The 3,436-nt window shown below is 61.1% G+C and carries 3 protein-coding genes; 1 reads left to right on the top strand and 2 read right to left on the bottom strand.

The genetic code is table 11. The annotated features are described in order from the left end of the window. Window positions 1–267: 267 nt before the first annotated feature. Both ACVOMB_RS20835 and ACVOMB_RS20830 read right to left on the bottom strand, forming a co-directional pair. The gene (locus ACVOMB_RS20835; RefSeq protein ID WP_057626798.1) at window positions 268–459 is read right to left on the bottom strand and encodes a hypothetical protein; all 192 of its coding nucleotides are present in this window, start codon (window positions 457–459) and stop codon (window positions 268–270) included. Between the two features lie 2 nt (window positions 460–461). Further along, the gene (locus tag ACVOMB_RS20830) at window positions 462–1,973 is read right to left on the bottom strand and encodes an FAD-dependent oxidoreductase (RefSeq protein WP_481532904.1); all 1,512 of its coding nucleotides are present in this window, start codon (window positions 1,971–1,973) and stop codon (window positions 462–464) included. 108 nt (window positions 1,974–2,081) lie between these two features. Between ACVOMB_RS20830 and ACVOMB_RS20825 the strand changes: the two genes are divergently transcribed. Further along, window positions 2,082–3,005, top strand: coding sequence for a LysR family transcriptional regulator (locus ACVOMB_RS20825; RefSeq protein WP_481532903.1), 924 nt, complete (start codon window positions 2,082–2,084; stop codon window positions 3,003–3,005). Window positions 3,006–3,436 lie beyond the last annotated feature (431 nt).

Raw genomic sequence — 3,436 nt, 5'->3', positions numbered from 1 at the left:
CTTGGCACTGCTTGGCACTGCTTGGCACTGCTTGGCACTGCTTGGCACTGCTTGGCACTGCTTGGCACTGCTTGGCACTGCTTGGCACTGCTTGGCACTGCTTGGCACTGCAGTCCCTTCTCCCGCTTGCGGGAGAAGGTGCCCCGAAGGGGCGGATGAGGGGGAGCTTTTGGCCTCTATATGGTGCTTTGCACCTCACCCTCTCCCCAACCCCTCCCCCGGGGGATGAGGGGCTTCAAGCAAGGGTTTCGAGCAACGGCGCCCGTCTCACTTCTTGAACAACAGCGCCAACACACTCGGCCTCAGCGCCAACTTCATCATCTGCCGAAACTCTGCCGGCGTCAGACTGGTCTTGCACGGCAACATGCCGGCCACACCATCCATCACCAGCAGACCATCCTCAGCCTTCACGTCATTGATGCGCACATCCAGCTTCATCGCAGGGGTAGCAACCTTCATGCTCAGCCCTCCCAGTTGCCAAGACCGACGATCTCGCGACCCGCAGCACGCCCAGAGATCATCGCTTCGGTCAGGTACGAACCGTTCTGGTACAGATCGGAGAACATCGACCCCATCTCACCGGCCTCGTACAAGCGCGGGATGTGCTTTCCATCATGATCCAGCACCTCGGACTTGATGTTGCGACGCGCGCCACCACCCGTGCACACGATCACCGGATCAACCCGCATGGCATAGAACGGCGCCTGCGCGATCGGGTAAAGCGTCTCCGGATTACGCCCGAAATCGGCATCATTCTTCGCTGCACAGGCCGCGTTGTAGCGCTCCACTTCCGCACGCAGCTTGGCCGGGTCGCGGTTGATCTTCAACGCCAATTCTTCCAGCGTATCGGCCTTCTGGATCCACCCCTTCTCCACTTCCACCGAGTTGTCGTCGGACCACTTGTAGCCCCGCACCACCGGGTTCCAGCTCATCACTTCAACCACCAGCTTGTTGTACTGGCAAGTGATGGAATCAAAGATCATATGCACCGGCTGCGCTCGATAGTGCGGGGTATCCACCCAATGACCGTGCTTCTTTTCCTTGTAGTGCGTGAGCTGCAGCTCGGCGGTCTCGTTGTAGAAACGTTCGGTGTTCGCATCCACCTCGATCCAGCTGAAGCTCTGCCAGAAGAAGTTGCGCAGGAAGCCGTTGACGAAGCCTTCCGGCTTGAAGCCCGGCCAGATACCACCGGACTGTCCCTGGTTACGCATATGCCACAGATCCGCACCAGCCTTCTGCAGGATCTTGATGCCGTCACCGGTGTTGTGCGGCGTGCCCAGCGGTGCCGGATTGGCAAGACCGAAGTAATTGCGCTGCATGTCCAGGTTGGCTTCAAAACCACCGGTCGCCATCACCACGCCCTTGTTGGCACGGATCGCCACGCGTTGACCGTTCTGCTCGGCGATGACGCCGAACACTTCCAGCGTATCCGGGTCCTGCACCAGATCCTTGAGCGGCGATTCGTATGCGATCTGGACACGCGGGCGCAGTCGGATGTTCTCGCGGAAAGCCAGATAGACGCCGGACGGGATCGGCAAGATGGTGGCGGTGCAATGCACGGCCTCACGCGCACCAAACTCCGGGAACTCCAGCACCGCGTCGCGCTCGGAGAAACCGGTGCCGTGGATGAACTGCGCACCAGCCTGGGCCGCACGCTCCTGGATCCATGGTTCCAGCGCTTCCATCGCCTCTGACCACGGCACCAGCATGTCTTCCGGGATAGGGTTGGCCACGCTCATCTTGCGCTGGTACTCGGCCAGCACCTTGGCATTCTTGGTGATCAGCAACGACTGCCCGGCAACGCGGCTGTTGCCGCCAGTCTCAGCCTCATTGGCCTTTTCAAGAATGAGGATGGACAGATTGGGGTCCAGATCGTGCGCCTCGATGGCGGCGCACATGGCCGCCAGGCCAAAGCCGGCGATGACGAGGTCGTACTGCTGGTCCCACTGTTTGACGGCGTTGCGACTGGCCATGGTTCCCCTCCGGGAGATTGCGATCAGCCGACTATCGATGCCCTGCCTCTACAACCGCCAACCAATTCGCGTACGATCCACAACCATTGGTTGTAACGAAATGTCGCCATGGATCTCCGCCAGCTCCGCTACTTCCTGTCCGTGGTCGAACACGGCAGCTTCACCCGCGCCGCCACGGCTACCGGGCGCACCCAGCAGGCCCTGAGCAAGGGCATCCAGGCACTGGAGCAACAACTGGACGCCCGCCTGTTCGAACGCGGCAGCCGCGAGGCCCGGCTCACCGACGTCGGCCGCTTGCTGATGGAACACGCCCAGCCCGCCCACGACGCCGTGCGCCGCTTCGAGGACCGCCTGCAGGAGCTGCAGACCGGCGCCGAAGGGCAAGTACGCATCGGCACCGGCCCCAGTACCGCCGGCTCGCTGGTCGCACCGGCGGTACTGGCGCTGCGCCGGCATTGGCCGAAGATCGGCATCCACGTCAGCAGCGGCATCCTGCCCGAACTGCTGCCCAATCTGCTGGCGCGCGAGCTGGACGCGGTAGTCACCCTGCACACCTTTGGCGACGGCGACCCAGACCCGCGCATCAAAAGCGAAGTGCTGATGCACGACGAGTACCGCGTGCTCGCCAGCGTGCGTCATTCGCTCGCGCGGCAACGCGATATCACCCCAGTACAGTTGCTGGAGCACGCATGGATTTTCGGCCGCCGCCTGGGCGCAGTCGAAGGCGCGTTCCGACAGCGTTTCCACGAAGCCGGATTGGAGCCACCGCTCAACACGATGGAGAGCGGCTCCCCGGAATTCATGCGCGCGATGATTCGCGATGGCGGCTATCTCACCTTGCTGCCCAGCCGTTTGGCGCAGGCCGAGTTGCTTGCCGGGCATTGGGTGAAGCTGGATGCACCCGGGTTCGCATGGCAAAGACCGGTGATGGTTTACACACGTGATGGCGAACCGCAAAACGCGCCACTGGCGAGATTTTTGCAGGCGCTGCGAAATGCGGCGGAATTGGCGCGAGTGCGGGAAGTGGAGTGAAGGTTTGACAAAGCGTCGTCGAGCGTTTGGTGGACTGCGGGTTCGCGATGTGAGGTAGACCGCTGGAAGAATCATCGCGATCACGACACTCCAGTCGTCAATACGCCTGCCGGGACAGGGGTGTATTCGATATCACCGTGCGGAAACGCCACTAAACTCAGTCACAAGGTGATGGCGCACCGCGATAAATATCGCAAGCCTTTGTTTATTAAAAAAATTATTTGGATTCAAAAGCGACATTGAATTAGGCATACTCCGGCCTACACCGCTTTTACGCGGTCCACTAAGAGTTAGGCGGCGGTGTGCTGGTTGGCTGGCCGTTCTTCTTTCGGCAGCAACATCGGCAAGTCACCGGTCGGCTCCGGGTAACAGTTCCAACTGTTCCTGGCACCGGCCAGCTCGCCACTTCGTCTTACGCCTCACTGCCCAGT

The organism is Stenotrophomonas sp. STEN018, assembly GCF_056760235.1.
Note: the sequence above shows the minus strand (reverse complement) of the source record. Positions and strands in the feature narration are given on the sequence as shown.